Origin of the sequence: Limimaricola cinnabarinus LL-001, assembly GCF_000466965.1 — a bacterium.
Taxonomy (GTDB): domain Bacteria; phylum Pseudomonadota; class Alphaproteobacteria; order Rhodobacterales; family Rhodobacteraceae; genus Limimaricola; species Limimaricola cinnabarinus.
Genome location: NZ_BATB01000023.1, coordinates 20,473 through 46,479 on the forward strand (window position 1 = coordinate 20,473; position 26,007 = coordinate 46,479).

Sequence of the window (26,007 nt, forward strand, 5' to 3'; positions counted from 1 at the left end):
GTCCGGCTCGAGCCGCGCACGATGCCCGGGCGGCTGGTGCTGCAGTCGCTCAAGCTGGCGCGCAGTTCGCTCGAAACCCGTCTTTCGGGGCGGCTCGAGGGCTATACCCGTGAAATCGAGGCGCGCTGGGCGCGGCGCGCGGCTGATGCCTCAGCCGCGCGGCACCTGCTCGTGTCGGCGCGGCGCGGTCGGAAACACGCCCATCAGCCGGATGCTGTCAGTAAAATAGTCCAGTTCGTCGAAGGCGAGCTGGACGTTGCGGTCGTCGGGATGGCCCTCGATCTCGGCATAGAACTGCGTCGCGGTGAACTGGCCGCCGACCATATAGCTTTCGAGCTTGGTCATGTTGACGCCGTTGGTGGCAAAGCCGCCCATCGCCTTGTAGAGCGCGGCCGGGATGTTGCGCACCCGGAACACGAAGCTGGTCATCATCCCCGCTTTGCCCCGCCGCTTGAGGTCGGGCTCGCGCGACATGACCAGAAACCGCGTGGTGTTGCGCGCGTGATCCTCGATGTGGCGCGCCAGCACGTCGAGCCCGTAGATCTCGGCCGCGATCTCGGAGGCCAGCGCGGCGTGGCGCGGGTCGTTCAGCTCGGCGATGGCGCGGGCCGATCCGGCGGTATCGGCGCCGGTATGCGGCGTGATCGAATGCTCGCGCAGAAAGCCCCGGCACTGGCCCAGAAGCACGGTGTGGCTGGTCGCGGTCTCGATCTGGTTCAGCCGTGCGCCCCGGACCCCGAGCAGGTTGATATGCACCCGCACGAAAGCCTCGTCGATGATGTGCAGCCCGCTTTCGGGAAGAAGGTGATGCACATCGGCGACCCGGCCATAGGTCGAGTTCTCGACCGCGATCATGCCGAGATCCGCGGCGCCCTTGCGCACGGCCTCGATCGCGTCCTCGAAGGTGGTGCAGGGCAGCGGCTCCATGTCGGGCCGCGCCTCGGCGCAGGCCTGATGCCCGTAGGCGCCGAGTTCCCCCTGAAATGCGATGCGACCGGCCACGGCAGATCCTCCCCTGAACAGGCGTCCCCATAAGGGCAATTCGTCGCGGGACTATACCTTGCAACATTGCGCGGGAAGCGGATACATACCCCCGAAACGCCGAACGGAATGGAACGCGACATGTTCGACACGATGACCCTGACCAAGGTCGTTGGCGGCCTTTGCGGCACGCTGCTGGTCTTCCTCCTTGGTGGCTGGGCCGCCGACATCATCTATAGCGGCGGCGGCGGTCATGGCGAAGTCGCCCAGGCCTATTCCATCCCGGTCGAAGAGGGCGGCGAGGGCGGCGGCGCCCAAGAGGAGGCCGTGCCCTTCGAGGAGATCTACGCCTCTGCCGACGCCGGGGCCGGCGAAGGTGTGTGGCGCAACTGCCGCTCCTGCCACGCGCTCGAAGAGGGCGTGAACGGCACCGGCCCCTCGCTGCATGGCGTGGTCGATCGCGAAGTCGGCGCCTATCCGGGCTACAGCTATTCGGGCGCGCTCAAGGCCGTGGCCGATGTCTGGTCGCCCGAGAACCTCGACGGGTTCCTCGCCGCGCCGCGCGATTACGCGCCGGGCACCAAGATGACCTATAACGGTCTCAAGGACGCCGAGGACCGGGCCAACCTGATCGCCTATCTCGCGACCATCGGCGGCTGATCCCGCGCGATCGTCGCCGCTGTCGAAGGGGCCGCTCCGAAAGGGCGGCTCTTTTCGCGTTCCGACCCCCCGCCCGCGACACGGCGGACACGCGCCGCTCACGCAATCTCGCCTTGAACGTCAGGCGCTTGCCCCGCTAGCCTCGCCCGACGAGGCCGTTTCGTCATGAGGAGCGCAAGATGCAGACCCGCCGTCCCCTTCAAGCCGTCGCGCGGACCCGCGCCCGCTTCGACCCGCGCCTGTGGATCACCGGCTCCGCGCTGGCCATGGCCGCGCTGTTCGCGGCGCAGCCCGCCGAGGCGCAGGAGGGCCCGCGCGTGATCCTGCCGCAAGTCGCCCTGCCGCAGCAGACGGGCGGGGCAGGCGAGGCGCCGGGCGAGGAAGGTGTCATCGTCAGCCACGGCTACACCAATTTCGGCGATCTGAAATACGGCCCCGACATCACCCATCTCGACTACGTCAACCCCGATGCCCCCAAGGGCGGCGAGATCAGCGAATGGGCGATGGGCACCTTCGACAGCTTCAATTCCTATTCGCGCCAAGCGTCGCCGCCGCGCTCAACTCGCTTCCGCACGAGCGGATCATGACCTCCGTGGCCGACGATCCCTACGGCATGTATTGCTATCTCTGTACCACGCTCGAATATCCCAAGAGCCGCGACTGGGTCATCTTCAACCTGCGCGACGACGTGACCTTCGCCGACGGCACGCCGATGACCGCCGAGGATCTGAAATTCACCAACGAGCTGTTCCTCGAACAGGGCATTCTCGAATATCGCAACGTGGTCGAGGGCTTTCTCGAAAGTGTCGAGGTGCTGGGGCCGCACCGGATCAAGTTCACCTTCGCCGATGAGGCGCCGCGCCGCGACGTGATCGGCTTTGCCGGCGGCACGGTGGCCTTTTCGAAGGAGTGGTTTGAACAGACCGACGCGCGCATCGACGAAAGCACGCAAGAGCCGTTCCTCGGCACCGGCCCCTACGAGATGAAGAGCTTCGACATCAATCGGCGCATCGTCTATGGCCGCAACGAGAACTTCTGGGGCGCCGAGCATCCGCTCAACATCGGGCGCAACAATTTCGACACCATCCGGATCGAGTATTTCGCCGACAGTGCCGCCGCCTTCGAGGGGTTCAAGTCGGGCGAATACACCTTCCGGGTCGAGAACTCGTCCAAGGACTGGGCCACGGGCTACGACTTTCCGGCGATCCAGAAGGGCTGGGTCAAGACCGAGGAGATCGCCGACGGCACCATCGCCGGGGCGCAGGCCTTCGTCTTCAACCTCGACGATCCGACTTGGCAGGACCCCCGTGTCCGCGAAGCCATCGGCATGATGTTCAACTTCGAATGGTCCAATGAATCGCTGTTCTACGGGCTCTATGAGCGGGTCGACAGCTTCTGGGAGAACTCCGATCTCGAAGCGACCGGCACGCCGTCCGAGGGCGAACGCGCGATTCTCGCGCCGCTGGTGGATGAGGGGCTGCTGCCCGAGAGCATCCTGACCGACGAGGTGCGCCGCGCGCCCGTGCTCGACGCGGCCGCCAACACCCCCGACAGGGGCACCTACCGCCGCGCCGGGCAGCTTCTCGAGGAGGCGGGCTGGACCATCGGCGCGAACGGCCTGCGCGAAAAGGACGGCGAAGTGCTGGAGCTGGTGTTCCTGCAGGTCAGCCCGCAATTCGACCGCGTCGTGAACCCCTTCATCGAGAATCTCGCGCGGCTCGGCGTGAAGGGCGTGCTGGAGCGGGTCGACACCTCGCAATACGTGGAGCGCACCCGTTCGGGCCAGTTCGACCTCGTGAACCACACCTTTGGCATGGGGTTCGAGCCGGGCATCGAGCTTGAGCAGTGGTACGCCTCCAAGACCGCCGACGACAGCTCGCGCAACCTGATGCGGCTGCGCAGCGCGGCGGTGGACCGGTTGATAAAGACGGTGATCGACGCAAGTTCGTTCGAGGATCTGACCACCGCGACACATGCGCTCGATCGGGTGCTGCGCGCCGAGATGATCTGGGTGCCGCAATGGTACAAGGACATCCACACCGTCGCCTATTACGACCAGTACCGCCATCCCGAGACCATCCCGCCGCTCGCTCTGGGCGAGATGGATTTCTGGTGGTACGACGCCGAAGCCGCAGACAAGCTGCGCGCCGCCGGCGCGCTGCGATAAGGGAGAGCTTCCGACCGCATGGGCGCCTATATCCTCAGACGACTGCTGCTCGTGATTCCGACCCTGCTCGGGATCATGATCATCAACTTCGCCCTCGTGCAGTTCGTGCCCGGTGGCCCGATCGAGCAGATCATCGCCCAGATGGAGGGTGGTGGAGACGTGTTCGAGAGCTTTGCCGGCGGCGGCAGCGAGGTGAGCCAGGGCGGCGACAGCGACTATATCGGGGCGCGGGGCCTGCCGCCCGAGTTCATCGCCGAGCTAGAGCGCGAGTTCGGCTTCGACAAGCCCCCGCTCGAGCGGTTCCTCTCCATGATGTGGAACTACATGCGCTTCGATTTCGGGGAGAGCTACTTCCGCTCGATTTCGGTGATCGACCTTGTGCTCGAAAAGATGCCGGTCTCGATCACGCTGGGGCTGTGGTCGACGCTCTTGGCCTACCTGATCTCGATCCCTCTGGGCATCCGCAAGGCGGTGCGCGACGGCTCGTCCTTCGACACATGGACCTCCGGCGCGATCATCGTCGGCTACGCGATCCCGGGCTTTCTCTTCGCGATCCTCTTGATCGTGCTCTTCGCGGGCGGCTCATACTGGCGCATCTTCCCATTGCGCGGGCTCACTTCGGACAATTGGGAAAGCCTGTCGCTGATCGGCAAGTTGCTCGACTATTTCTGGCACATCGCGCTGCCCGTACTGGCCTCGACCATCTCGGCCTTCGCCACGCTGACGCTGCTGACCAAGAACTCGTTCCTCGACGAGATCAAGAAGCAGTATGTGATGACTGCGCGGGCCAAGGGCCTGCCTGAACGCCGCGTGCTCTACGGCCACGTGTTCCGCAATGCGATGCTGATCGTGATCTCGGGTTTTCCGGCGCTGTTCATCGGCGTGTTCTTCGGCGGCAGCCTGATCATCGAGACGCTGTTCTCGCTCGACGGGCTGGGGCGTCTCGGGTTCGAGGCGGCGGTGGCGCGCGACTACCCGGTGGTGTTCGGCACGCTCTTCGCCTTTTCGCTGCTGGGACTGATCGTCGGCATCGTGACCGACCTCACATATGTGCTGATCGATCCGCGCATCGACTTCGAACGGAGAGGCTGAATGACGCTGTCGCCGCTCAACGCGCGCCGCTGGCGCAATTTCAAGCGCAACCGCCGGGCGCTCTGGTCGCTCGTGATCTTCTCGATCCTGTTCGGACTGAGCCTCTTCGCGGAGCTTCTGGCCAATGACCGACCGCTTCTCGTGAGCTATCGCGGCGAGATCCGCAGCCCGATCGTGAGCTTCTATTCCGAACAGGATTTCGGCGGCGATTTCCCGACCGAAGCCGCCTATTCGGACCCCGAGGTGCAGTGTCTGATCGCCACCGGCGGGCTCACCGACTGCTTCGATGCTCCGCGCGAGATCATGGCGGCGGCCGAGGCGGGCGAGACGCTGCCGCTCGTGGCCAATGACATGTCGGAGTTCGAGAAGGGCTGGCTGATCTGGCCACCGATCCCCTATGCCTACGACACCATCGTCGACGTGCCCGGCGTCGCCCCCGCGCCGCCCTCCGAAACCAACTGGCTCGGCACAGACGACACCAAGCGCGACGTCGTCGCCCGCGTCATCTATGGCTTTCGCCTGTCGATCGTCTTCGCGATTCTGGTGACGCTGGCCTCGTCGCTCATCGGCATCGTCGCGGGCGCGGTACAGGGCTATTTCGGCGGCTGGACCGACCTGATCTTTCAACGCTTCATCGAGATCTGGACCGGCACGCCATCGCTTTACGTGATCATCATCGTCTTCGCGATATTGGGACGAAGTTTCTGGCTTCTGGTCTTCCTCACGGTGCTGTTCGGCTGGCCCGCTCTCGTCGGCGTGGTGCGGGCGGAATTCCTGCGCGCGCGCAACTTCGAATATATTCGCGCGGCGCGCGCGCTCGGCGTGTCGGACAGCAAGATCATGTTCCGCCACATGCTGCCCAACGCCATGGTGGCGACGGTCACGATGCTGCCCTTTCTCGTCACCGGCGCGATCGGTACGCTGGCGAGCTTGGACTTCCTCGGCTTCGGCCTGCCGTCATCGGCGCCCTCGCTTGGTGAGTTGACGCTTCAGGCCAAGCAGAACCTGCAGGCACCATGGCTCGGTTTCACCGCCTTCTTCACCTTCGCGATCATGCTGTCGCTGTTGGTATTCATCTTCGAGGGGGTGCGCGACGCCTTCGACCCGAGGAAGACCTTTTCATGACCGACACGATTCTCGATGTGCGCGACCTGAAGGTGAATTTCCGGCAGGACGGCGCGCTGATCCCGGCGGTGCGCGGCGTCTCCTTTACGGTGGCGCGCGGCGAAACCGTGGCGCTGGTCGGCGAGAGCGGCTCGGGCAAATCGGTCACGGCGCTCTCCACGGTTCAGCTTCTAGGCGAGACGGCGGAGCTGTCGGGGTCGGTGCGCTACGAGGGCCGCGAGATGGTCGGCGCGCCGGAGGCCGATCTGCGCCGGGTGCGCGGCAACGACATCTCCTTCATCTTTCAGGAGCCGATGACCTCGCTCAACCCGCTGCACACGCTGGAGCGGCAGCTGTCGGAATCGATCGAGCTACATCAGGGTCTGCGGGGCGCAGCGGTGCGGACCCGCATCATCGAGCTTCTGACCCGGGTCGGCATCCGCGATCCCGAGAGCCGGCTCGGCGCCTATCCGCATCAGCTTTCGGGCGGACAACGGCAGAGGGTGATGATCGCCATGGCGCTCGCCAACGGGCCCGACCTGCTCATCGCCGACGAGCCGACGACCGCGCTCGACGTCACGATCCAGGCGCAGATCCTCGAATTGCTGGCCGAGCTCAAGCGCGACGGCGCGATGTCGATGCTGTTCATCACCCATGATCTCGGCATCGTACGGCGTATCGCCGACCGGGTTTGCGTTATGAAGGATGGCGAAATCGTCGAGCAGGGGCCGACCGCCGAGATCTTCGCCAACCCGCAGCACGGCTACACGCGGATGCTGCTCGAAGCCGAATCGACCGGCCTGCCGGACCCGGTGCCGGAGGCCGCCCCCGTCGTTGCCGAGACCAAGGGCCTGAAGATCTGGTTTCCGATCCATCGCGGCCTGCTCAAACGCACGGTGGGCCATGTGAAGGCGGTCAACGACGCGACGCTCTCGGTGCGCGCGGGCGAGACCGTGGGCGTGGTGGGAGAAAGCGGCTCGGGCAAGACCACTCTGGCGCTCGCCATGGCGCGGCTCATCGGCTCGGAAGGACGCATTCTGTTCGACGGGCGGGAGATCCAGGGACTGAGCGAGCGCCGGATGCGGCCGCTGCGCTCCGAGATCCAGATCGTGTTCCAGGACCCGTTCGGATCGCTCTCGCCGCGCATGACCGTATCGCAGATCATCTCGGAGGGTCTGGGCGTGCACGGTGTCGAAAAGGGGCGCGACCGGCGCGACATGGTGGCCGAGATCATGCGCGAGGTCGGGCTCGACCCCGTGGCAATGGACCGTTACCCGCACGAGTTCTCCGGCGGCCAGCGACAGCGCATCGCCATCGCCCGCGCCCTGATCCTGCGGCCGCGCCTCATCGTGCTCGACGAGCCGACCTCGGCGCTCGACATGACTGTGCAGGTGCAGATCGTCGATCTGCTGCGCGACCTGCAGCGCAAATACGGCCTCGCCTATGTCTTCATCAGTCACGATCTCAAGGTCGTGCGTGCGCTCAGCCACAAGGTCATGGTGATGAAGAACGGCGACGTGGTCGAGGCAGGCCCGGCGGCGGAGATCTTCGACGCCCCCAAGACCGATTATACGCGCGAGTTGATGGCAGCGGCGTTCTGAACCTTGGCCCGCCCCGCAGGGGGCGGCCGGGCTCATCGAAGGCACTCGAGAGCGAAGGCCGCCGGTCAGGCGTAGCGGAACCGGGCCTCGCCCAGACCCTCGATCGCCACGACGCAGTCCTGTCCCGGCGCGACCGAGCCCACCCCGTCTGGGGTGCCGGTCATGATCAGGTCGCCGGGGCACAGCGTCACCAGCCGCGACAGGTGCGCCACGATCTCGGGCACCGTCCAGATCATGTCCGACAGGTCGCTTTCCTGCCGCAGCTCGCCCTGCACATGCGCGGTGATTCGTCCCTTGGAGGGATGGCCGACTTCGGAGGCCGGGTGGAACGGTCCAAGGATCGCCGAGGCGTCGAAGCCCTTGGCCATGTCCCAGGGGCGGCGCATCTCCTTGGCCTCGGCCTGCAGGTCGCGGCGGGTCAGATCGTTGCCTGCGGCGTAGCCCCAGATATGGTCGAGCGCCTGCTCCACCGGGATGTCGGTGCCGCCCGTGCCGATCAGCGCGACCAGTTCGGCCTCGTGGTGCAGGTTCGAGGTCGCGGGCGGGTAGGAGAGCGTCGCGCCGGAGGCGACGGCGGCGCTTGCGGGCTTGGAAAAGAAGAACGGCGGCTCGCGGTCGTCATGGCCCATTTCGCGGGCATGGGCGGCATAGTTGCGCCCGACGCAGAAGATCCGGTGCAGCCCGACCTCGATCGAAGGATCTGTGGTGGCGAAGCGTGGCGGGGCAGGGGGGGTGACGGCAAGACGGGTCATGCGGGCTCCGGATCAAGGCAGGGCCATCAAACGCAAGCATGGCCCCGAAAACAAGACGGCGCCGCGTTCCGGGAGGAAAACGCGGCGCCGAAAGGGTCGTGACGAGCCCGGGAGAAAGGAGGCTCAGGACGGCCCGATCATGAAACACATCGCACCGCGCGCTTGCAGGCGGCGACAGGCGAGATCGGCGGCCTCGTTGGTGAGGCCCATGAAGTTGGCGTCATAGCCGCCCGCGCGCTGGGTCACCCGGCGCAGCGCCCCGTCGAGCGCGCCCGGCTCATTGAGCGCGGTCTGGATCAGGATGCGCTCGGCCGAGCCGCGGCTGTTGTAGCGACCGACATTGATGCCCCAGAGCCTGCCGCCGGAGGTCGACACGCGGGTCACCACCTCGGGGACCGCCTGCATCCGCGACGCATCGACCGGCGCGATCGCGGCGGCGGTCATGATCATCTCGGTTGGGCGCGCCTCCGGCGTGGTCTCGGGGGTGATCCCGGCCTCGGCGAAAAGCTCGGCGGTCGCGGGCGCCATGTCGCTCAGTTCCGTGACCGGCGCGGCGGGCGCGATGGCGGCCGCCACGGAGACACGGGCCGGGGCGGGCTCAGGCTGGGTCGTGGCCGAGGGCGACGAGGAGACGAGCAGCGCCGCGGCGAGCGCGTCCTCGATGCCGGACGCGGTGGCGACCAGCACCGGCGCGTCCGCGGCAGTGCCGGGACGCTGCTGCGGACGCAGGCTGCGCCGGACCACGCCGGTCACGCGAATCGTATGCGCGCCGCTGGTCGGCCCGAGCGCCGGGGTCGCGGCGACGAGGGCGGGGGCCTGCGCCGGGGCGGCCTGTCCGGGCTGGCTGGCGAACCCCTTGTCGAGAAGCTTCATCACCTGCGCGTTGCGGTTCGCGGTCGAGGTGCCGCCGAAGACGGTAGCGATGATCCGGCGATCGCCGCGCTGCGCCGAGGCCACGAGGTTGTAGCCTGCGGCATTGGTGAAGCCGGTCTTGATGCCGTCAGCGCCCTTGTAGGCGTCGAGGAACCGGCGGTTGGTGTTGTTGACCTGCTTCATGCCGGCATCGGCCGAGCGGCGCGAGAACAGGTTATAATATTGCGGGAAATCGTAAATCATGTGTCGGCCCAGCACCGTCATGTCGCGCGCGCTCGACAGGTGGTTGGGGTGGGTCAGCCCGTGCTGGTTCACGAAGGTCGTGTTGCGCATGCCCATCGCCTGAGCGGTGGCGTTCATCCGCTTGGCAAAGGCCTCCTCGCTTCCCGATATGGCAAAGCCGATGGAAGAGGCGGCGTCGTTGGCGGACTTCACGGCCGCCGCGCGCAGCAGGTAGCGGAACTTGATCTTCTGGCCGGTGCGCAGCCCCAGCTTCGAGGGGGGCTGGGCGGCGGCATAGGCGGGAATCGCGATCTCGGAATCGAGAGAGATCTCTCCGCGCTGGATCGCCTGAAAGGCGATGTAGAGGGTCATCATCTTGGTCAACGAGGCGGGGTGCAGACGGGTGTCGGCGTTTTCCTCGTGGATGACGGCCCCGGTTTTGGCGTCCACGACCATCGCCGCGTAGGGCGCGGCAAGCGCGCCGGTGGCGATGGTGATACCCGCCGTAAGGGTAGTGATTAGAAACAGCCCGATCCGGGCCGTCCGCAACAGACGACTGCTCACGTGATTGCCCTTTATCTTGCCTCGTGGGCGACCGTCTTGTCGCGGTCACCTCGTTTATGTTTCGAAAACTAACACAAACGTGGCGTCACGAAAACAGATATGTTTCCAAATACTTTGCCCGTTGTCTTCAGGCATCGGGCGAAGCCGCACCGCGCGACTCGCCCTATATCTAAGGTGCGCAACGCCGACAGGGACCTGCGCCGGAGGCCCCTCGTGAGGGGCGTGGCGCAAAAGCCTCAGGCAAGGATTTCTTCGCCGGTCTCAGGCGCGAAGTTCGGCGACCATGGCGGGAAGTGCGACGAGGCTGTCGATCCGGCGGAAGCGCGGATGCGCCTCGGGGGGCTCGGCGTGCTCGAGCTCCCATGTCGTCTCTGAGGGGACATGCACGCCCCAGCCGCCCGCCTCGATCACCGGGAGCACATCGGATTTCAGCGAATTGCCCACCATCACCGCGCGGTCGGGCCGGATCGCGTAGCGGGCAAAGATCGCGGCATAGACCGGCGCGGTCTTGTCGGACACGATTTCCACCGCCTCGAATGCCTCGCCAAGGCCCGACTGCGCCAGCTTGCGCTCCTGATCGAGCAGGTCGCCCTTGGTGACGAGCACCAGCCGCGCCTCGTGTGACAACGCCGCGATGGCCTGCTCGACGCCGGGCAGAAGCTCGATCGGATGCGCCAGCATCTCGCGGCCCAGATCCATGATTTCGCCGATCGCGGTGGCGGGCACGCGGGCCTCGCTGACCTCGATCGCGGTTTCGATCATCGACAGGACGAATCCCTTCACCCCGAAGCCGTACCGCCCGAGGTTGCGGCGCTCCGCCGCGAGCAGCCGCTCGCGCAGTTGGTCCTCTCGCGCATGATCGCGCAACAGCTCGACAAAGCGGGCTTGGGTGGAGCGGAAGAAACGCTCGTTGTGCCAAAGCGTATCGTCTGCGTCGAAGGCGATGGTCCAACGATCCGGCATCTGCGGCGCTCCACGCAAGGGCCGGGCTTTTCACCGGGCACGGGGCGCATATATAACGGAGCCAGAGCGAGATTGGCAACGCAGCGGGGCCCAAGCCGAGATGGTCGGAAAGCGGATGACGATGCAAGGCACGACGACGCGAATGGTGGCGCAGATGACGGCACGCATGGCGGGGCCCGGTGGAGGCGATGACGGCGACGACCTGACCGGCGTCAAGGTCGAGACACGCCCCAAGACCAAGCGTCCGCCCCTCTACAAGGTGCTGATCCTCAACGACGACTACACGCCGATGGAATTCGTCGTGCATGTGCTTGAGCGGTTCTTCGGGCTGAGCCACGCGCAGGCCTTCGAGATCATGCTGACCGTGCACAAGAAGGGGCTCGCCGTGGTCGGCGTATTCTCCTACGAGATCGCCGAAACCAAGGTGGCGCAGGTGATGGATTTCGCCCAGCGGCACCAGCACCCGTTGCAATGCACGATGGAAAGGGAATAGGGGCCCCGATGCCCTTGTTCCAACCCCTGTCCCCGGAGTGCCCATGGCCGATGCCCGCCTGACCACCGCGATCGAGAGCGGCGCGCTCGTGCTGCCCGAGGGCGAGATCCTCGCGCTGCGCCCCGCCGCCGGGACCGACCTTTCGGCGCTGCCCCGCGACCGCACCCGAATCCTGCATGGGTTTCGCCCCGACATCGACGCGTGGGAGGCGCAAGGTTGGACCGTCTCCGAGGCCGAGGCGGAGGCCGAGACCGACCCCGCCGGCGCCGCCGTGGTCTTCGTGCCGCGCTCCAAGCCGCTGGCGCGCGCATGCTGGCGCAGGCGGCGGCGCTGGCCCCTCTGGTGATCGTCGACGGCCAGAAGACCGATGGGGTCGACAGTCTGTGGCGCGAGATGCGCACGCGCACCGGCGATCTGCCTTGCGTGACCCGCGCGCATGGGCGGCTCTTCTGGTTCGAGTCCACCGCGGTCGACATCTCGGACTGGACCGCTCCCGCACCGGCGCCGGTCGATGGTGGCTTTGTGACGCAATGGGGCGCCTTCTCGGCCGATGGGCCGGATCGCGGCTCGCAGATGCTGGCGGCGGCATTGCCCGGCAAGTTGCCCTCGCGCATGGCCGATCTCGGGGCGGGCTGGGGCTATCTGGCGCGCGCGGTGCTTGAGCGCGACGGCGTGAAGTCGATCGATCTGGTCGAGGCCGAGAAGCTGGCGCTCGACTGCGCGCGGCGCAACGTGACCGATCCGCGCGCCGCCTTCCACTGGGCCGACGTCACCCGGTTCAAGCCCGATCATCTCTATGACGGGATCGTCTCGAACCCGCCGTTCCACGTGGGCCGCGCCGCCGACCCCGCGCTGGGCCGCGCCTTCATCGTGGCGGCGGCGCGGATGCTGGCCCCGTCGGGGCAGCTGTGGATGGTCGCCAATCGGCATCTGCCTTACGAGTCGAGCTTGCGCGAAAGCTTCCGCTCGGTCGAGGAGATCGGCGGCGACGGAACCTTCAAGCTGTTCCACGCGATCCGGCCGCTCAAACCCACCGACAAGAAACCCCGCTGACACGTTCCTTTCCCCGGAGACCGTCATGAGCTTTTCCATCGCCGGCAAGACCGCGATCGTGACCGGGGCCGCGCATGGCGTCGGCCTCGCCATCGCCCGCGCCATGGTCGAGGCGGGCGCCAACGTCGTCTTCGTCGACCGCGACGAGGCCGCGCTCGAGCGCGAGACCTCGGTGCTGCGCGAGGCCGATGGCCCGGTGCGCCATTTCGCAGGCGACCTGCGCGAGCGGCTGACCATCACCAACCTTCTGTCCTTCACCATCGACGCTTTCGACCGCATCGACATTCTCGTCAACGCGGCGCGGCAGGTGCGGGTCTCCGATCCCTTCGACCCGGAGGATGATTCGGTCGAACGGCTGCTGGATCAGAACCTCATGTCGGCGCTGCGGCTCAGCCAAGCGACGGCGCGGCGCATGATCAAGCAGGCCGACCCCGACAGCGACGCGCCCTTGGGGTCGATCATAAATCTCAGCTCGATCGCGGCGCGGCTCACCCATCCGCAACTGCTCGCTTATTCGGTGAGCTGTGCGGCGCTCGACCAGATGACCCGTTCGATGGCGGTGGCGCTGGCGCCCAAGCGCATCCGCGTCAACGCCGTGGCCTTCGGTTCGGTGATGAGCGCCTCGCTCAAGCAGTCGCTGTCCGAGCATGACGAGATTCGCGAGGCGATCCTGCACTGCACGCCGCTCGGCCGCATCGCCAGCGCCAGCGAGGTGTCGGACGCGGTGCAGTACCTCGCCTCCGACGCCTCGGCCTTCGTTACCGGGCAGGTGATCACCGTGGATGGCGGACGCAGTCTCATCGATCCCTCGCACGTCGCCGCGCATTAGAACCGCATCGCCCGGTCATTGGGGGTAGCGCGCCACGCATTGCGCCTTCGCCGTGGCCTCGGCGGGGATAAGCGCCTCGCGACGTGCCAGAAGCTGGTCGAGCTTCACCTTCTCGGCCTCGATGTCGATCGTCACCGGCACGCGGACATCCTCGGCGGTGGTCCTGTTGCAAAAGCGGCGACCGATCGAGCCGTCGTCGCGCCGGAACTCGCACAGTTCGCGGCGGGTGCGCAGCTCCTCGCGCTCCTCGATCGCATAGCCGCGGGCGACGTTGCCGCGGGTCTGCGAGATCAGCGCGTCGATCACCCGGCCCTGTTGACCAACCGAGGAAAGGCAGCTCTCGCGCGGGGTGGCGCAGGCGGCGAGGACGAGGGGCAGGACGAGGAACAGGGCGGGGCGCATCGTGTATCTCCGGTCGAATCGGTCAGGGCCAGCGGGTCGCATGGCGGGTCGTTCGAGAGGATGCTAGACGCGGGCGATATTCAATAGCAGGGGGCGCGCATGACCTCGCAGGCCATGAAGACCGAAAAGGACGAGGCAGCCGGCTGGTTCGCCGCGCTGCAGGGCGAAATCGTCGCCGCCTTCGAGGCGCTGGAGCAAAGCCATTCCCGAGGCCCGCTCTCCGACCATGCGCCGGGCCGCTTCGAGGTGACGCCGACGCGGCGCACCGGCGAGGATGGCGAGGACGCGGGCGGCGGGCGCATGTGCGTGATGCGCGGCGGTCGGGTGTTCGAGAAGGTCGGCGTCAACATCTCGACGGTTCACGGCACTCTGGGGCAGGCGGCGCAGACCTCCATGGCGGCGCGCGGCGTGCCCGGCATCAAGGACGACCCGCGCTTCTGGGCAAGCGGGATCAGCCTCGTCGCGCATATGCAGAACCCGCACGCCCCGGCGGTGCACATGAACACCCGAATGTTCTGGACGCCGGGTGCATGGTGGTTCGGCGGCGGCGCCGATCTCAACCCTTGCATCGAATACCCCGAGGACACGGCGCATTTCCACGACACGCTGAAGGCGCATCTCGATCCGCACGGGGCCGATCTCTATCCCAGTCTGAAGGCTTGGGCCGACGAGTATTTCTATATCCCGCACCGCAAGCGCGCGCGCGGCGTCGGTGGCGTCTTCATGGACGACCGCTGCACTGGCAACTGGCGCGCCGATTTCGAACTGACCCGCGACATCGGCCGCGCCTTCCTGCCGGCTTGGCTACCGCTGGCCGAAGCGCGGTGCGCCACCCCGTGGGACGAGGCCGACAGGGACACGCAACTGCGTCACCGCGGCCTCTATGCCGAATACAACCTCGTCTATGATCGCGGCACCAAGTTCGGCCTTGCCACCGGGCACGACCCCGACGCGGTGCTGATGAGCCTGCCGCCTATGGCGAAATGGGCCTGATCTTCCAAGGGCTTTGACCGCCTGCCCGCGCCCGTGTCAGATGGGTGCGGGAGGACCGCGCCATGGTGAGACACGAGGCCGACGCACAGCGAGAGATGACCTCGGCCGAAATCGGTGCGCTGGCGCATCTGTGGCGCGGCGAGGTCTATCGCTCCACGATCTGGCGCACCCGGCTCGACACCACGACCAACTGGGCGGTGGTGACGCTCGGCATCGCGCTCTCGATCGCCTTCGCCTCGCGCGAGGCGTCGCCGCTGCCTCTTGTGCTCGTCGGCATCCTGATCCTGTTCTTCCTGATGCTGGAGGCGCGGCGCTACCGCTACTTCAACGTCTGGCGCGCGCGCTGCCGCTGGATGGAGACGCATTTCTACGCGCCGCTCCTGCAGGACGGCAATCTGCGGCTGGGCGAGGGCTGGCAGCGCGAGCTGGCAGAGGATTACTGGGTGCCGCGCTACCACGTGTCGTTCCGGATCTCGGTGGGCCGCCGGATCAGGCGCAACTACCTGTGGATCCTGTTGATTCAGGCGGCGGCCTATATCGGCAAGCTGATCGTGCACCCGACCCCGGTGGAGGGTTTCGAGATGTTCGTGGACCGCGCCGCCATCGGCCCGGTGCCGGGGCTGATCGTGCTGGCGGCGGGCGGGTTCTACGTCTTGACCTGGAGCGGCTGGGCGCTGCAGAGCTGGCATCATGACCGGCGGCGCTGGGGCTCGACCCAGCGCCCGACCGGCATGGGTTAACGCGTCTCGCGCAGCGTCTCGATCATCAGCGCCACGTTCTCGGGATCGGCATCGGGGGTGATGCCGTGGCCGAGGTTGAACACATGCGGGCCGCCCGAGAACGCGTCGCGGATGCGCCGCGTCTCGTCGATCAGTTCCTGACCGCCCGTCACCATGTGGCGGCTGGCGAGATTGCCTTGCACGCAAGCGATCGGCTGCACATGCTCGGCGGCCCATTCGGGGCTCACCCCGTCGTCGAGCGCGATGCAATCGGCGCCGATGGCGCGCGCGGCATCGACGAAGCGCTCTCCCGCTCCGCGTGGAAAGGCGATGACCGGCAGGCCGGGATGGCGCGCCTTGAGTTCGGCGGTGATCCGCGCCATCGGCGCGATCGAGTAGCGGTCGAGATCGTCGTCCCTGAGCGACCCGGCCCAGCTGTCGAACAGCTTGACCACCTCGGCCCCGGCCTTGACCTGCGCCGACAGATACTCGATCGTGGCCTCGGTGATCCGGTCGATCAGCGCCTCGAACTCGGGCCGGTTCTCCTCCTTGAGCGTATGCGCCGGCGCCTGATCGGGGGTGCCGCGCCCGGCGATCATATAGGTGGCCACGGTCCAGGGCGCTCCCGCGAAACCGATCAGCGTCGTCTCCGAGGGCAGTTCGCGCGCGAGGATCCGCACCGTCTCGTAGACCGGGGCGAGGTGCTCGTGGATCGCGTCGGCGGGCTTGAGCGCCGCGACGCCGCCCTTTTCGGTGATCGGCGACAGGCGCGGGCCTTCGCCGGTGACGAACCACAAATCGAGGCCCAGCGCCTGCGGCACGAGCAGGATGTCGGCGAACAGGATCGAGGCGTCGAAGCCATAGCGGCGGATCGGCTGCAGCGTCACTTCGGCGGCCAGATCGGGGTTGTAGCACAGCGACAGGAAGTCGCCCGCCTGCGCCCGCGTGGCGCGGTACTCCGGCAGATAGCGTCCGGCCTGCCGCATCATCCAGATCGGCGGGACGGGCAGGGTTTCGCCCGCGAGGGCGCGCAGCAGGAGCTTTGACGGGGGGGTGGGGGCATGGGTCATGCCACCTCGTCCCGCTGCGGGGCCGCAAAGTCAAGCCGCGCGGGCGGGGGCGCGACGGGCGGTCGCGGTTGCCGCGCCTCCGGCCCGGGCGTAGAGATTGGCGCATGACCCGCGAACTTCCCTCCCCCGCCAAGCCCCTGCGCATCGGCACCCGCGGCTCGCCGCTGGCGCTTGCGCAGGCCAACGAGACGCGCGCGCTGCTGGCCCAGGCCTGGGACCTGCCGTACGAAGCCTTCGAAGTGGTGATCATCCGCACCACCGGCGACAGGGTGATCGACCGTCCGCTGAGCCAGATCGGCGGCAAGGGGCTGTTCACCAAGGAGATCGAGGAACAGCTCCTGTCGGGCGACATCGACATCGCCGTGCATTCGATGAAGGACATGCCGGTCGAACAGCCCGGCGGGCTGGTGCTCGACGGATACCTGACCCGCGAGGACCCGCGCGACGCCTTCGTCAGCCTGAATCACGCCGCGATCCCGGATCTGGCGCAGGGCGCCACGGTCGGCACCTCGAGCCTGCGGCGCAAGGCGCAGATCCTCGCGCGGCGGCCCGACCTGAACGTCGTGGAGTTTCGCGGCAACGTGCAGACGCGCCTGCAAAAGCTCGAGGATCGGGTAGCCGAGGCGACGTTTCTCGCCATGGCAGGGCTCAGCCGGCTGGGCATGATCGACAGCGTGCCAGCACGCGCCATCGGCACCGAGGAGATGCTTCCCGCCATCGCCCAAGGGGCGATCGGCATCGAACGGCGCGGCGACGACAGCCGCGTGGCGGCGCTGCTGGAGCCGATCCACCACGAGGAGACGGCGCAGCGCCTCGCCGCCGAGCGCGCCTTTCTCGCCGCACTCGACGGATCGTGCCAGACGCCGATCGCGGGGCTCGCCGAGCTGTCGGGCGGCACGCTGCGCCTGCGCGGCGAGATCCTGCGCCCCGATGGCTCGGAGGTGCTGGACGACGCCGGGGACTGCGCCGTCGCCGATGGCGCGGCGCTGGGCCACGAGATGGGCAAGCGGCTTTTGGGCCGCGCCGGACCGGGCTTCTTCGCGGAATAGGGGCCGCACGTCGCGGCCCCCGGCCCGTCTCACTCCATCGTCGCGTCCAGATCGGCATCGGTGGTGAAGAGATAGTTTTCGCCCGCGTTCTGGTGACAGGCGATGCAGCCGGCCTCGGCGTTCTTGCCCACCAGCCCCGCCAGCGCCACGCCGTTCGGATTGGCGTCGAGCGAACCGTCGGGCAGGTACTTGGCATAGAACCAGTTGCCGGTCTCGTCGTCATATCCCGCCTCGCGCCGGAACATCACCGTCACCGCGCCCAGATGCTCGGCGGGGGCGCCCAGCACATCGTCGACCGTCACCCCTTCGGTCCGTAGTTGCGCTTGACCACAAGCGCGCCGTCATGCCCGTCGATCGTCGCGCGGGAATAGAAGGTCTCGAGCATCATTCCGTGCGGATCGGTACCCGGATAGGGAAAGGACATGATCGCGCCTTCGCCTGCGAGGTTCTGGTCGACCATCGCCTGCCAGACCTGCTGCGCATAGGCCTGATCCTCGTCGCCCCCGAAATTCGGCGCGTCCTGCGCCATCGCCGCTCCGGCCAGCCCCGCCCCGAACGCCGCCGCCATCATCAACTTCGCCGTCGTCAACTTCATGGTCATCGTTACCTCCCTCATCACCGAATGGGGCCAGCCTACGCCAATGCGACCGGTGGCGGGGTCACGTCGGATCACGACTGCTCGACGCTTTGTAACCCCGCACACGCGCGGGTGAGAGCCATCGCCGCGAATCCGTGCTAGGATCGTCCCATCCGGATGACCCCGCTGCGGCGCATCCGGGCCGGGCGGGGCCGTCCCTTGGTGATCAGGGAGGACGGCATCATGGCAAAGACCGACGGCCATATCGACAAGACCATCGGCAATCCGCTCAGCTGGGCGGGGCACGTTCTGGGCGCGGGCTCGCACCATCTTGGCGAAGGCGCGCGCGAGACCATCGGGCGCGACACCGCGCCGATCCGACTGCGACGCATCGAGGTGGCGGACCTCAAGGCGGCGCTGCGCGCGGGCTACGAGGATTTCAAGGCGTTCCGCTCCGACGTGATCTTCCTATGCGTGGTCTATCCGCTGGCGGGGCTGGTGCTGATCCGCTTTGCCATGAACGAGAACCTGCTGCCGCTGCTGGTGCCGCTGATCACCGGTTTCGCCCTCTTGGGTCCGGTCGCCGCCGTCGGCCTCTATGAGATGAGCCGCAGGCGCGAGGCGGGTCGTGATCCGAACTGGGGGGCGGCCTTCAAGGTCGTCGAATCGCCCTCGGCCATCGCGATCCTGACCCTGAGCCTGCTGTTCCTTGCGATCTTCGTGGTCTGGATGCTGGCGGCTTGGATCATCTACGCAGTCACGCTGGGACCCGAGCCGCCGGTTTCGGCGGGAACCTTCATAAGCGACACGCTGACCACCGCACCGGGCTGGGCGATGATCGTCGTGGGCACAGGGGTCGGCTTCGTGCTGGCCGCCTCCGTGCTGGTGATCGGGGCGATCTCGTTTCCGCTGCTGCTCGATCGGCATGTCGGCGTGCGTCGCGCGGTCCGGGCTTCGACCCGGCTGGCGCGCGAGAACCCGCGCAGCGTGGCGATCTGGGGCATGATCGTCGTGGTGGGCCTCGGCCTCGGCATGGCGACGCTGCTGGTCGGGCTGATCTTCGTTCTGCCGATCCTTGGCCATGCGACGTGGCATCTCTACCGCCGCGCGGTCGAACCCGCGTGAGGCACGGCGCGGGCCACCGGCCCGCGCCACCACCACTACCACCGTCACGGCTCAGGCTTCGAGGATCGCCACCGCCTCGAAGGGACGCAGCTCAACCCTGCCGGTCAGCGTGTCTCGGCCCGGATAGTTGGCGCTGATCGCCCGCCCGGTGAGGGCGAGACCCTCGGGCACGTCGACAGCAACAGCCTCGCCGGTGAAATTGGCCAGCACCGAAATTCGCGCGCCGTCATGACGCCGCGCATAGGCGATGATCTTGGGATGATCCTCGAGGTAGGACGTAAAATCGCCCTCGCGCATCACCGCCAGCTCCCGGCGCAGCCCGGCCAGTTCGCGGTAATGGGCAATGATCCCCTCCGGGTCGGTCCGGTCGGCGGCGACGTTGATCGCGGCGTGATTCGGGTTCACCTCGATCCAGGGCTCGCCCGTGGTGAAGCCTGCCTGATGCCCCGCGTCCCACTGCATCGGCGTGCGCGCGTTGTCGCGGCCGTTCGAATTGGCGCCGTCGAGGAAATCGCCCGGCGTCACCCCCGCGGCGGTCTGGATGCGGTGGAAGTTCAGCGTCTCGATGTCCCGGAACTGGCTGATGTCGGTGAAGGAGACGTTGGTCATGCCGATCTCCTCGCCCTGGTAGATGTAGGGCGTGCCCTTCATCATGTGCAGCACCGTGGCGAGCATCTTGGCCGAAGCCACCCGGAAGCGCCCGGTATCGCCGTATTTCGACACCGCGCGCGGCAGGTCGTGGTTGCTCCAGAACAGCGAGTTCCAGCCATCCTCGGCCAGAGCCACCTGCCACTCGGTCATCACCCGCTTGAACGCCACTAGGTCGAAGGGTTTGGGCCGCCACTTGCCATGCACCTCGTCCCAGCCCTGCACGATATGCGCGAACTGGAACACCATCGACAGCTCGCCCGCATCGCGGCCCGAGTATTTCAGCGCGCCTTCGGTCGTGGCGCTCCACGCCTCGCCCACGGTGACGACGTCGCGGCCCTTCAGCGTGGCGTCATGCATCTCGCGAATGAAGCGGTGCAGGTCCGGCCCGTCGGCGGTGATCCCGGCATCGGGGTCCTTGCCGATCAGGTCGATCACATCCATCCGGAAGCCCGCGACGCCCCGGTCGAGCCACCAGTTCATCATGTCGTATATGGCCGCGCGCAGCTCGGGGTTCTGCCAGTTCAGGTCGGGCTGCTTGCGGTCGAACAGGTGCAGGTAATACTGGCCCGTCCGCTCGTCATAGGTCCAGGCCGGGCCGCCGAAATTCGATTGCAGGTCGTTGGGCGCACCGCCATCTGGACCCGGATCGCGCCAGACATAGTAGTCGCGGTAGGGGTTGTCGCGGCTCTGGCGCGCCTGCCGGAACCACTCGTGCTCGTCCGAGGAGTGGTTCACCACGAGGTCCATGACGATGCCGATGCCGCGCGCCTTCGCCTCGGCGATGAGCCGGTCCATGTCGGCCAGCGTGCCGAATTCGGGCGCGATGTCGCGGTAGTCCGAGATGTCGTAGCCATTGTCGGCCATCGGGCTGCGATAGACCGGCGACAGCCACACGAAGCCGATGCCGAGATCGGCGAGGTGGTCGAGCTTCGAGATGATGCCGGGGATGTCGCCGATGCCGTCGCCATCGCTGTCGCAAAAGCTGCGCGGGTAGATCTGATAGGCGGTGGCGGCGTGCCACCAGGGGGCGGGATCGGTCATTCGGGTGGTCCTTGGGCTTGGTCGCCTTGCACCCTCGCCACCAGTCGAGCCGGGCGCAAGCCCCCCGGAGGGGGAGGCAAGAACGCTCCACGTGAAACCATCGCCGCCTTGTTGTTCCAAGCGGCGCGCATTGCGGCCCTGCCGGGGCGCGGCTAGCGTGCGCGGCGAGGTTACCGGGGGAGGGACGTGATGGGCGAGGACACGACGCAGGCGCCGCTGGCGGGGCTCAGGGTGGTCGAGCTGGCGCGCATTCTCGCCGGGCCATGGGCCGGGCAGGTGCTGGCCGATCTCGGCGCGGAGGTGGTCAAGGTCGAGGCCCCCGAGGGCGATGACACGCGCCACTGGGGCCCGCCATGGATCGAGTTGGAAGGCGACCGCTCGGCGGCCTATTTCCACGGCTGCAACCGCGGCAAAAAGAGCGTCACCGCCGATTTCCGCACGCCTGCGGGGCTGGCCCTCGTCCGGTCCCTGATCGAAGGGGCCGACGTGGTGATCGAGAACTTCAAGGTCGGGGGGCTGAAGAAATACGGCTTTGATTACGAAAGCCTGCGCGCCGCGAACCCGGCGCTGGTCTATTGCTCGATCACCGGTTTCGGGCAGGACGGACCCTATGCCAGCCGCGCGGGCTATGATTTCCTGATCCAGGGCATGTCGGGGATCATGGACCTGACCGGCGACCCCGAAGGCGAGCCGCAAAAGATCGGCGTCGCCTTCACTGACATCTTCACCGGGCTCTATTCCGTCATCGCGATCCAGGCCGCGCTGGCGGCACGCGAGACCACCGGGCGCGGCCAGCATATCGACATGGCGCTGATGGACTGCGCCACGGGCGTGCTGGCCAATCAGGCAATGAACTTCTTCGCCACCGGCACGGCCCCGCGCCGCCTGGGCAATGCGCATCCCAACATCGCGCCCTATCAGGTCTTCTCGGCCTCGGACGGGGACCTGATCCTCGCCGTGGGCAATGACGGGCAATTCGCCCGCGCCTGCGGCGTGCTGGGCCTGCCCGAATTGGCGGGCGATCCGCGTTTCGCCTCGAACGGGGCGCGGGTGGCCAACCGCGCGGCGCTCACCGGGGCGCTGGGCACGGCCTTTGCCGCATGGGGCCGCGACGCCGTGCTCGCCGCGCTCGAAGCCGCAACGGTGCCCGCCGGGCCGATCAACCGCGTCGATCAGGTCTTTGCCGACCCGCAGGTGATCGCGCGTGGCCTTCGGATCGATGCGGGCGGCGTGCCGGGTCTGCGCAGCCCGATGCGGTTCTCCGAAAGCTCTCTCTCGCTCGACCGCCGCGCCCCGACGCTGGGCGAGCATGACGCGAAGGACACGCCCTGAGGCGAGGCGTCGGGCTGGGGCTGGCGCGCGGGGCAGGGCGGCGGCTAGACCGGGGCATCCCAGCGGAGAGCCCCGGATGCGCGCCCTGATCCTCGCCCTGACCTTCGGTCTCACCGCTACGGTCCCGGCCTTCGCTGCGGCCGAAACGCTCGGCTGGGGGCGGGTCTTTTCCAACGATTACGCGGGCGACGGCCATGACCGCTGGCGTTCGGGGGCCTTCGCCCTGTCCATGCTGCGCGGGCAGAGCTGGGACGGCGCGCCGCCGCCCGCGCCCGATGCGATCACCGAGCTTCGGTTTCGCACGGAGGTGATCGCCCCCGCCCGCACCCGCGACGGGCGCGACGACCGGCCTTATGCCGGGCTCGTGGCCTTCGGCGCTTTTGCCCACCAGTCCTTCGGGCCTTTCAAGACCAGCCTTGGCGGCGAGGTCATCGCCATCGGTCTCTCGACCGGGGTCTCGGCGTTTCAGGAGCGCGCGCATGAGATCCTCGGCTTCGATCCGCCGCGCGGCATCGACCGGCAGCTTGGCGACGCGCTGCACCTGCATGCCCAGAGCGAGGTGGTCCGGCCGTGGCGCATGGCCCCCGGTCTGACCCTGCGGCCCTTTCTGGCCGCCGAATCCGGCTCCGAGGAGATCGCACGCCTCGGCGTCGACGCGATCTGGGGCGGCATCGGCCATGGCGACATATGGCTGCGCGATCCGGTGACGGGCCAGCCCTATCGCGGCATCGAGGCCGAGACGACCGGTCTCTCGCTGGTCATTGGCGCCGACACGGCATGGGTGGGCGACAGCGTGTTCCTGCCTAGGCACGAGGCGCGCGACCGACGCCGCGCCCGGATCGGCCTGCACTGGCAACCGCAGGCGCAAACGCGGCTGTTCTATGGTCTGAGCTGGCTGTCCGAGGAGTTCGAGGGCCAGCATGAGGCGCAGGTTCTGGGCTCGCTGAAGCTCGAATTTGGCTATTAGGGCGGGGCGGTTGACTTCGCGCCTGCGGGGGATATAAGCCGCCCGTCCTGGGTCCTCGTGTCCCGGGACTTTCATTGGTGTTGGCGGACCCCGCGAGGGGATCCCTGTCGGGAGGCGGCGCGAGCCGTCCCAGAGGACAACGCCCTTCGAGACATGGCCTTCGGGCCGACAGAAGGAGATCAGAGAGTGACCAAACGCACCTCTGCCAAGTACAAGATCGACCGCCGCATGGGCGAAAACATCTGGGGCCGTCCGAAGTCCCCGGTGAACCGCCGCGAATACGGCCCCGGTCAGCACGGCCAGCGCCGCAAGCAGAAGCTGTCGGATTTCGGCATCCAGCTGCGCGCCAAGCAGAAGCTCAAGGGCTACTACGGCGATCTGACCGAAAAGCAGTTCCGCCGCATCTACGGCGAAGCCGAGCGCGTCAAGGGCGACACCGGTGAGAACCTCGTGGGCCTGCTCGAGCGCCGTCTCGACGCCGTGGTCTACCGCGCCAAGTTCGTGCCGACCGTCTTCGCCGCCCGCCAGTTCGTGAACCACGGCCACGTGACCGTGAACGGCAAGCGCGTGAACATCCCCTCCTACCGCGTCAAGGAAGGCGACGTCATCGCCGTCCGTGACAAGTCCAAGCAGCTCGCCGTGATCCTCGAGGCCATCCAGCTTCCCGAGCGCGACGTGCCGGACTACCTCGAGGTGGACCACTCCAAGCTGACCGCGACCTTCGTGCGCACCCCGGCGCTGGGCGACGTGCCCTACCCGGTGGTGATGGAGCCGAACCTCGTCGTCGAATTTTACGCCAAGAACTGATCCGAACAACGGATCGAGGGACGGCAGGGGCCGCGCGGGAGACCGCGCGGCCCTTTGCGCATGCGGGTCGGGCGATCCGACCATCGCCCATTCGTGAAACGCCGCCCTTCGCTGCGGCTTGGCCGTCACGACGGCTGCGGCGGCACGTCGCTGACGGGCAGGGGCGAGTGCTGCGCATGACGCTGGAAACCATGACCGGCCCCGGCTATGGAGGCCCGGTCGACAGGAGCGCAGAGAATGACCATCACCCCGCAGCCCGGCATCATGGACATCGCCCTCTACGTGGGCGGACAGAGCAGGCTCGAAGGCCATGCCAGCCCGCTCAAGCTCTCGTCCAACGAGAACCCCTACGGCACCAGCACCCGCGCACTGGCCGCGCTGGAGCGCTCGGCCGCGACGCTGCACCGCTATCCTTCGACCGACCACGCCGAACTGCGCGCCGCCATCGCCGAGATCCACGAACTCGATGCCGAGCGCATCATCTGCGGCGTCGGCTCCGACGAGGTGCTGCAATTCCTGGCCCAATGCTATGCGGGCCCCGGTGACGAGGTGATCCACACCGAGCACGGCTTCGCCATGTATCCGATCCTCGCCCGCGCGGCCGGGGCCACCCCGATCGAGGTGGCCGAGCGCGAGCGTGTGGTCGATGTCGACGCGATCCTCGCCGCCTGCAACGAGCGTACGCGCATCATCTACCTCACGAACCCCGGCAACCCGACCGGCACGATGATCCCGATCACGGAGGTCGCGCGACTGGCCGAGGCGATCCCCGATCAGGTGATCCTCGTGCTCGACGGAGCTTATGTGGAGTTCGCCGAAGACTACGATGGCGGCGCAAGGCTGGTGGAGACGCGCGACAACGTCGTGATGACCCGCACCTTCTCCAAGATCCACGGTCTCGGCGGCCTCCGGATCGGCTGGGGTTATGGCCCGCGCGCGATCATCGACGTGCTCAACCGCGTGCGGCAGCCCTTCAACCTCTCCAGCACCCAGCTCTCGGTGGCCGAGGCCGCGATCCGCGACGAGGGCTTCACCGAGCATTGCCGGGCCGAGAACGCGCGGCTGCGCGGCTGGCTGCGCGACAAGCTCTTGGGCCTTGGCATCGCCTGCGACGAGAGCCACGCCAACTACGTGCTGGCGCGTTTCGCCGACGAGGCCGAGGCCGGGGCTTGCGACGGCGCCTTGCGCGCGGAAGGCATCCTCGTGCGCCGTGTCGGCGGCTACGGCCTTCCGCAGGCGCTGCGCATCACCGTGGGCGACGAGGCAGGCTGCACGCGCGTGATCGACGCCATCGCCCGCTTCAAGGGCGCGGCATGAGCGCGCCGGTCTATGACCGCGTCGCACTGATCGGCCTTGGCCTCATCGCCTCGTCGATGGCGCATGCGATGCGTCGCGCGGGCCTCGCGGGCGAGATCACCGGCCATGCCCGATCGGCCGAGACCCGCGCCGTCGCGCGCGAGATCGGCCTCGTCGACCGGGTCTGCGAGACGGCGGCCGAGGCCGCGGAGGGTGCCGATCTGGTGGTGCTCTGCGTGCCCGTGGGTGCGATGGGCGCCGTGGCCAAGGAGATCGCGCCGGTGCTGAAGGCCGGTGCCACGATTTCGGACGTGGGATCGGTCAAGAAGGCGGTGATCGAAGCCGTCGCGCCGCACATCCCCGAGGGCGTGCATTTCATCCCCGCCCATCCGCTCGCGGGGACCGAGCATTCGGGGCCGCGTTCGGGTTTTGCCGAGCTTTTCGACAACCGCTGGTGCCTGATCGTGCCAGCCACGCCGGACACCGATTCCGGGGCCACGGCGCGGCTTTCGGCGCTTTGGGAAGGCATGGGCGCGCATGTCGACGTGATGGATGCCGATCACCACGACCTCGTCCTCGCCGTAACCAGCCACACGCCGCACCTCATCGCCTACACCATGGTCG

At 67.5% G+C, this 26,007-nt stretch carries 24 protein-coding genes and 2 pseudogenes; 17 read left to right on the forward strand and 9 right to left on the reverse strand.

Translation table 11 applies throughout. The features are described from left to right. Window positions 1-150 precede the first annotated feature (150 nt). On the reverse strand, window positions 151-1,002 hold the full coding sequence (locus MBELCI_RS09625) for a prephenate dehydratase (RefSeq protein ID WP_021693998.1): 852 nt from the start codon (window positions 1,000-1,002) through the stop codon (window positions 151-153). Between the two features lie 120 nt (window positions 1,003-1,122). Here MBELCI_RS09625 and MBELCI_RS09630 point away from each other — a divergent pair, with 120 nt between their 5' ends. From MBELCI_RS09630 to MBELCI_RS09650, 5 genes and pseudogenes are all read left to right on the forward strand, one after another. Next, the gene (locus MBELCI_RS09630) at window positions 1,123-1,641 is read left to right on the forward strand and encodes a c-type cytochrome (RefSeq protein WP_021693999.1); all 519 of its coding nucleotides are present in this window, start codon (window positions 1,123-1,125) and stop codon (window positions 1,639-1,641) included. Between the two features lie 179 nt (window positions 1,642-1,820). Continuing rightward, window positions 1,821-3,808, forward strand: a pseudogene (locus MBELCI_RS09635) (extracellular solute-binding protein). An 18-nt stretch (window positions 3,809-3,826) separates the two neighbouring features. Then, a complete protein-coding gene (locus MBELCI_RS09640) occupies window positions 3,827-4,900 on the forward strand; it encodes a microcin C ABC transporter permease YejB (protein WP_021694002.1) in 1,074 nt (357 codons plus the stop codon). Beyond that, window positions 4,901-6,025: an ABC transporter permease gene (locus MBELCI_RS09645; RefSeq protein WP_045319967.1), complete on the forward strand. Its 1,125-nt coding sequence runs from the start codon at window positions 4,901-4,903 to the stop codon at window positions 6,023-6,025. Further along, window positions 6,022-7,605 carry an ABC transporter ATP-binding protein gene (locus tag MBELCI_RS09650; protein WP_045319968.1) on the forward strand — a complete coding sequence of 528 codons (1,584 nt, stop codon included), beginning with the start codon at window positions 6,022-6,024 and terminating at the stop codon, window positions 7,603-7,605. Before MBELCI_RS09645 ends, MBELCI_RS09650 begins: the two co-directional genes overlap by 4 nt. Before the next feature lie 65 nt (window positions 7,606-7,670). On the opposite strand, the gene MBELCI_RS09655 is transcribed toward MBELCI_RS09650, so the two are convergent. The 3 genes from MBELCI_RS09655 to MBELCI_RS09665 form a co-directional block, all read right to left on the reverse strand. Then, window positions 7,671-8,357: a fumarylacetoacetate hydrolase family protein gene (locus MBELCI_RS09655; RefSeq protein ID WP_021694004.1), complete on the reverse strand. Its 687-nt coding sequence runs from the start codon at window positions 8,355-8,357 to the stop codon at window positions 7,671-7,673. Between the two features lie 123 nt (window positions 8,358-8,480). After that, window positions 8,481-9,908, reverse strand: coding sequence for a D-alanyl-D-alanine carboxypeptidase family protein (locus MBELCI_RS09660; RefSeq protein WP_045319973.1), 1,428 nt, complete (start codon window positions 9,906-9,908; stop codon window positions 8,481-8,483). Between the two features lie 369 nt (window positions 9,909-10,277). Further along, the gene (locus MBELCI_RS09665) at window positions 10,278-10,979 is read right to left on the reverse strand and encodes an HAD family hydrolase (RefSeq protein WP_045319969.1); all 702 of its coding nucleotides are present in this window, start codon (window positions 10,977-10,979) and stop codon (window positions 10,278-10,280) included. 154 nt (window positions 10,980-11,133) lie between these two features. Between MBELCI_RS09665 and clpS the strand changes: the two genes are divergently transcribed. The 3 genes and pseudogenes from clpS to MBELCI_RS09680 all read left to right on the forward strand — a co-directional run bounded on the left by clpS (window position 11,134) and on the right by MBELCI_RS09680 (window position 13,354). Beyond that, entirely contained in the window at window positions 11,134-11,472 is a 339-nt protein-coding gene (gene clpS / locus MBELCI_RS09670; RefSeq protein ID WP_415143905.1) for an ATP-dependent Clp protease adapter ClpS, read from the forward strand. A gap of 43 nt (window positions 11,473-11,515) precedes the next feature. Continuing rightward, window positions 11,516-12,525, forward strand: a pseudogene (locus tag MBELCI_RS09675) (class I SAM-dependent methyltransferase). A gap of 25 nt (window positions 12,526-12,550) precedes the next feature. Then, window positions 12,551-13,354: an SDR family NAD(P)-dependent oxidoreductase gene (locus tag MBELCI_RS09680; RefSeq protein WP_021694008.1), complete on the forward strand. Its 804-nt coding sequence runs from the start codon at window positions 12,551-12,553 to the stop codon at window positions 13,352-13,354. 15 nt (window positions 13,355-13,369) lie between these two features. Here the strand turns inward: MBELCI_RS09680 and MBELCI_RS09685 are convergent, their stop codons facing one another. After that, window positions 13,370-13,756: a hypothetical protein gene (locus tag MBELCI_RS09685; protein WP_021694009.1), complete on the reverse strand. Its 387-nt coding sequence runs from the start codon at window positions 13,754-13,756 to the stop codon at window positions 13,370-13,372. 99 nt (window positions 13,757-13,855) lie between these two features. On the opposite strand from MBELCI_RS09685, the gene hemF reads away from it, so the two are divergent. Next, complete coding sequence (hemF, locus tag MBELCI_RS09690) at window positions 13,856-14,749, forward strand: oxygen-dependent coproporphyrinogen oxidase (protein WP_021694010.1); 894 nt, start codon at window positions 13,856-13,858, stop codon at window positions 14,747-14,749. A gap of 62 nt (window positions 14,750-14,811) precedes the next feature. Further along, entirely contained in the window at window positions 14,812-15,489 is a 678-nt protein-coding gene (locus MBELCI_RS09695; RefSeq protein ID WP_021694011.1) for a DUF2270 domain-containing protein, read from the forward strand. Here the strand turns inward: MBELCI_RS09695 and hemE are convergent. Next, window positions 15,486-16,538, reverse strand: a complete 1,053-nt coding sequence (hemE, locus tag MBELCI_RS09700) for a uroporphyrinogen decarboxylase (protein WP_021694012.1) — start codon at window positions 16,536-16,538, stop codon at window positions 15,486-15,488. The genes MBELCI_RS09695 and hemE overlap by 4 nt on opposite strands. A 104-nt stretch (window positions 16,539-16,642) precedes the next feature. Here hemE and hemC point away from each other — a divergent pair, with 104 nt between their 5' ends. After that, a complete protein-coding gene (gene hemC / locus MBELCI_RS09705) occupies window positions 16,643-17,587 on the forward strand; it encodes a hydroxymethylbilane synthase (RefSeq protein ID WP_021694013.1) in 945 nt (314 codons plus the stop codon). A gap of 29 nt (window positions 17,588-17,616) precedes the next feature. Here hemC and MBELCI_RS21605 read toward each other — a convergent pair whose 3' ends face one another. Both MBELCI_RS21605 and MBELCI_RS21610 read right to left on the reverse strand, forming a co-directional pair. After that, the gene (locus MBELCI_RS21605) at window positions 17,617-17,889 is read right to left on the reverse strand and encodes a hypothetical protein (protein WP_021694014.1); all 273 of its coding nucleotides are present in this window, start codon (window positions 17,887-17,889) and stop codon (window positions 17,617-17,619) included. Next, window positions 17,886-18,188, reverse strand: a complete 303-nt coding sequence (locus MBELCI_RS21610) for a hypothetical protein (RefSeq protein ID WP_021694015.1) — start codon at window positions 18,186-18,188, stop codon at window positions 17,886-17,888. Before MBELCI_RS21610 ends, MBELCI_RS21605 begins: the two co-directional genes overlap by 4 nt. Window positions 18,189-18,407: 219 nt before the next feature. Here MBELCI_RS21610 and MBELCI_RS09715 point away from each other — a divergent pair, with 219 nt between their 5' ends. Then, window positions 18,408-19,289 (forward strand): DUF2189 domain-containing protein, encoded by an 882-nt coding sequence (locus tag MBELCI_RS09715; protein ID WP_045319975.1) that lies wholly within the window; start codon window positions 18,408-18,410, stop codon window positions 19,287-19,289. Window positions 19,290-19,340: 51 nt separating this feature from the next. Here the strand turns inward: MBELCI_RS09715 and MBELCI_RS09720 are convergent, their stop codons facing one another. Further along, on the reverse strand, window positions 19,341-20,981 hold the full coding sequence (locus MBELCI_RS09720) for a glycoside hydrolase family 13 protein (protein ID WP_021694017.1): 1,641 nt from the start codon (window positions 20,979-20,981) through the stop codon (window positions 19,341-19,343). Window positions 20,982-21,170: 189 nt separating this feature from the next. Between MBELCI_RS09720 and MBELCI_RS09725 the strand changes: the two genes are divergently transcribed. The 5 genes from MBELCI_RS09725 to MBELCI_RS09745 form a co-directional block, all read left to right on the forward strand. Beyond that, complete coding sequence (locus tag MBELCI_RS09725) at window positions 21,171-22,313, forward strand: CaiB/BaiF CoA transferase family protein (protein ID WP_021694018.1); 1,143 nt, start codon at window positions 21,171-21,173, stop codon at window positions 22,311-22,313. 76 nt (window positions 22,314-22,389) lie between these two features. Further along, window positions 22,390-23,280: a lipid A-modifier LpxR family protein gene (locus tag MBELCI_RS09730; RefSeq protein ID WP_021694019.1), complete on the forward strand. Its 891-nt coding sequence runs from the start codon at window positions 22,390-22,392 to the stop codon at window positions 23,278-23,280. A 186-nt stretch (window positions 23,281-23,466) separates the two neighbouring features. Beyond that, the gene (gene rpsD / locus MBELCI_RS09735; RefSeq protein ID WP_021694020.1) at window positions 23,467-24,087 is read left to right on the forward strand and encodes a 30S ribosomal protein S4; all 621 of its coding nucleotides are present in this window, start codon (window positions 23,467-23,469) and stop codon (window positions 24,085-24,087) included. Between the two features lie 237 nt (window positions 24,088-24,324). Next, window positions 24,325-25,404, forward strand: coding sequence for a histidinol-phosphate transaminase (hisC, locus tag MBELCI_RS09740; protein ID WP_021694021.1), 1,080 nt, complete (start codon window positions 24,325-24,327; stop codon window positions 25,402-25,404). Next, a partial coding sequence (locus tag MBELCI_RS09745; RefSeq protein ID WP_045319970.1) for a prephenate dehydrogenase/arogenate dehydrogenase family protein occupies window positions 25,401-26,007 on the forward strand: 607 nt, incomplete at its 3' end. The genes hisC and MBELCI_RS09745, both read left to right, overlap by 4 nt.

What these genes read in the sequence shown, in the direction of transcription:
- MBELCI_RS09630 (WP_021693999.1), top strand. Translation starts at nt 1,123, where the DNA reads ATGTTCGACACGATGACCCTGACCAAGGTCGTTGGCGGCCTTTGCGGC.
- MBELCI_RS09640 (WP_021694002.1), top strand. Translation starts at nt 3,827, where the DNA reads ATGGGCGCCTATATCCTCAGACGACTGCTGCTCGTGATTCCGACCCTG.
- MBELCI_RS09645 (WP_045319967.1), top strand. Translation starts at nt 4,901, where the DNA reads ATGACGCTGTCGCCGCTCAACGCGCGCCGCTGGCGCAATTTCAAGCGC.
- MBELCI_RS09650 (WP_045319968.1), top strand. Translation starts at nt 6,022, where the DNA reads ATGACCGACACGATTCTCGATGTGCGCGACCTGAAGGTGAATTTCCGG.
- MBELCI_RS09655 (WP_021694004.1), bottom strand. Translation starts at nt 8,357, where the DNA reads ATGACCCGTCTTGCCGTCACCCCCCCTGCCCCGCCACGCTTCGCCACC.
- MBELCI_RS09660 (WP_045319973.1), bottom strand. Translation starts at nt 9,908, where the DNA reads ATGGTCGTGGACGCCAAAACCGGGGCCGTCATCCACGAGGAAAACGCC.
- MBELCI_RS09665 (WP_045319969.1), bottom strand. Translation starts at nt 10,979, where the DNA reads ATGCCGGATCGTTGGACCATCGCCTTCGACGCAGACGATACGCTTTGG.
- clpS (WP_415143905.1), top strand. Translation starts at nt 11,134, where the DNA reads ATGACGGCACGCATGGCGGGGCCCGGTGGAGGCGATGACGGCGACGAC.
- MBELCI_RS09680 (WP_021694008.1), top strand. Translation starts at nt 12,551, where the DNA reads ATGAGCTTTTCCATCGCCGGCAAGACCGCGATCGTGACCGGGGCCGCG.
- MBELCI_RS09685 (WP_021694009.1), bottom strand. Translation starts at nt 13,756, where the DNA reads ATGCGCCCCGCCCTGTTCCTCGTCCTGCCCCTCGTCCTCGCCGCCTGC.
- hemF (WP_021694010.1), top strand. Translation starts at nt 13,856, where the DNA reads ATGACCTCGCAGGCCATGAAGACCGAAAAGGACGAGGCAGCCGGCTGG.
- MBELCI_RS09695 (WP_021694011.1), top strand. Translation starts at nt 14,812, where the DNA reads ATGGTGAGACACGAGGCCGACGCACAGCGAGAGATGACCTCGGCCGAA.
- hemE (WP_021694012.1), bottom strand. Translation starts at nt 16,538, where the DNA reads ATGACCCATGCCCCCACCCCCCCGTCAAAGCTCCTGCTGCGCGCCCTC.
- hemC (WP_021694013.1), top strand. Translation starts at nt 16,643, where the DNA reads ATGACCCGCGAACTTCCCTCCCCCGCCAAGCCCCTGCGCATCGGCACC.
- MBELCI_RS21610 (WP_021694015.1), bottom strand. Translation starts at nt 18,188, where the DNA reads ATGACCATGAAGTTGACGACGGCGAAGTTGATGATGGCGGCGGCGTTC.
- MBELCI_RS09715 (WP_045319975.1), top strand. Translation starts at nt 18,408, where the DNA reads ATGGCAAAGACCGACGGCCATATCGACAAGACCATCGGCAATCCGCTC.
- MBELCI_RS09720 (WP_021694017.1), bottom strand. Translation starts at nt 20,981, where the DNA reads ATGACCGATCCCGCCCCCTGGTGGCACGCCGCCACCGCCTATCAGATC.
- MBELCI_RS09725 (WP_021694018.1), top strand. Translation starts at nt 21,171, where the DNA reads ATGGGCGAGGACACGACGCAGGCGCCGCTGGCGGGGCTCAGGGTGGTC.
- MBELCI_RS09730 (WP_021694019.1), top strand. Translation starts at nt 22,390, where the DNA reads ATGCGCGCCCTGATCCTCGCCCTGACCTTCGGTCTCACCGCTACGGTC.
- hisC (WP_021694021.1), top strand. Translation starts at nt 24,325, where the DNA reads ATGACCATCACCCCGCAGCCCGGCATCATGGACATCGCCCTCTACGTG.